Origin of the sequence: Terribacillus aidingensis (genome assembly GCF_900215625.1) — a bacterium.
GTDB classification, from domain to species: domain Bacteria; phylum Bacillota; class Bacilli; order Bacillales; family Amphibacillaceae; genus Terribacillus; species Terribacillus aidingensis.
The window spans coordinates 1-2,248 of sequence record NZ_OBEK01000010.1 but is presented as its reverse complement, the minus strand read 5'-3'; the positions used below and the strand labels follow the sequence as shown (position 1 = coordinate 2,248).

General features: G+C 51.7%; 1 rRNA gene. It reads left to right on the top strand.

From position 1 onward, the window contains the following. Positions 1–22: 22 nt before the first annotated feature. Positions 23–2,248 (top strand): 23S ribosomal RNA (locus CRO17_RS17265); the annotation flags it as partial.

Genomic DNA, 2,248 nt, shown 5'->3' with positions numbered 1-2,248 from the left:
TTTTAGCATCATGCGTTTAATTAGTTAAGTGAAGAAGGGCGCACGGTGGATGCCTTGGCACTAGGAGCCGATGAAGGACGGGACTAACACCGATATGCTTCGGGGAGCTGTAAGTAAGCTTTGATCCGGAGATTTCCGAATGGGGGAACCCACTATTCGTTATTGGATAGTACCTATCACTGAATACATAGGTGATAGGAGGCAGACCCGGGGAACTGAAACATCTCATTACCCGGAGGAAGAGAAAGAAAAATCGATTTCCTGAGTAGCGGCGAGCGAAACGGAATTAGCCCAAACCAGAAGGCTTGCCTTCTGGGGTTGTAGGACACTCCTTTGGAGTTACAAAGAAACCATGTAAATGAAGCGGCTTGGAATGGCCCGCCATAGAAGGTAAGAGCCCTGTATTTGAAATGTGGTTTCCTCCGGAGTGTATCCTGAGTACGGCGGAACACGTGAAATTCCGTCGGAATCCGGGAGGACCATCTCCCAAGGCTAAATACTCCCTAGTGACCGATAGTGAACCAGTACCGTGAGGGAAAGGTGAAAAGCACCCCGGAAGGGGAGTGAAATAGAACCTGAAACCGTGTGCCTACAAGTAGTCGAAGCCCGTTAATGGGTGACGGCGTACCTTTTGTAGAATGGACCGGCGAGTTACGATCCCCTGCAAGGTTAAGTTGTATAGACGGAGCCGCAGCGAAAGCGAGTCTGAATAGGGCGATATAGTAGGTGGTCGTAGACCCGAAACCGTGTGATCTACCCATGTCCAGGGTGAAGGTCAGGTAACACTGACTGGAGGCCCGAACCCACGCACGTTGAAAAGTGCGGGGATGAGGTGTGGGTAGGGGTGAAATGCCAATCGAACACGGAGATAGCTGGTTCTCTCCGAAATAGCTTTAGGGCTAGCCTCAAAGGATGATGGTTGGAGGTAGAGCACTGATTGGACTAGGGGCCCTCATCGGGTTACCGAATTCAGTCAAACTCCGAATGCCAATCAATCTACTTTGGGAGTCAGACCATGGGTGATAAGGTTCATGGTCGAAAGGGAAACAGCCCAGACCGCCAGCTAAGGTCCCAAAGTGTGTGTTAAGTGGAAAAGGATGTGGCGTTGCTTAGACAACCAGGATGTTGGCTTAGAAGCAGCCATCATTTAAAGAGTGCGTAATAGCTCACTGGTCGAGTGACGCTGCGCCGAAAATATACCGGGGCTAAACACACCACCGAAGCTGCGGATTGACATCTACGATGTCAGTGGTAGGAGAGCGTTCTAAGGGCAGTGAAGGTCGATCGTGAGGACGGCTGGAGCGCTTAGAAGTGAGAATGCCGGTATGAGTAGCGAAAAAAGAGTGAGAATCTCTTTCATCGAAAGCCCAAGGTTTCCTGAGGAAGGCTCGTCCGCTCAGGGTTAGTCGGGGCCTAAGCCGAGGCCGAAAGGCGTAGGCGATGGACAACAGGTTGATATTCCTGTACCACCTAAATCCGCTTGAACGATGGGGGGACGCAGGAGGATAAGGAAAGCGCGCTGCTGGTTATGCGCGTCCAAGCCGTGAGGAAGTTGAGCAGGCAAATCCACTCAACAATATTCCAGGCGGTTATGGGGAGGGAAATTTAGTACCGAAGTTCCTGATTTCACACTGCCAAGAAAAGCCTCTAGTGAGGAAATAGGTGCCCGTACCGCAAACCGACACAGGTAGGCACGGTGAGTAACCGAAGATGATCGGGAGAACTCTCGTTAAGGAACTCGGCAAAATGACCCCGTAACTTCGGGAGAAGGGGTGCTTCTTTTTAGGAGAAGCCGCAGTGAAAAGGCCCAAGCGACTGTTTAGCAAAAACACAGGTCTCTGCAAAGCCGTAAGGCGAAGTATAGGGGCTGACACCTGCCCGGTGCTGGAAGGTTAAGGGGAATGGTTAGGGACTTCGTCCCGAAGCTGTGAACCGAAGCCCCAGTAAACGGCGGCCGTAACTATAACGGTCCTAAGGTAGCGAAATTCCTTGTCGGGTAAGTTCCGACCCGCACGAAAGGTGCAACGACTTGGGCACTGTCTCAACGAGAGACCCGGTGAAATTATACTATGCGTGAAGATGCGCATTACCCGCGACAGGACGGAAAGACCCCGTGGAGCTTTACTGTAGCCTGATATGGAATGTTGGTACAGCTTGTACAGGATAGGTGGGAGCCTTAGAAGCCGGAGCGCTAGCTTCGGTGGAGGCATCCGTGGGATACCACCCTGGCTGTATTGACATTCTAACC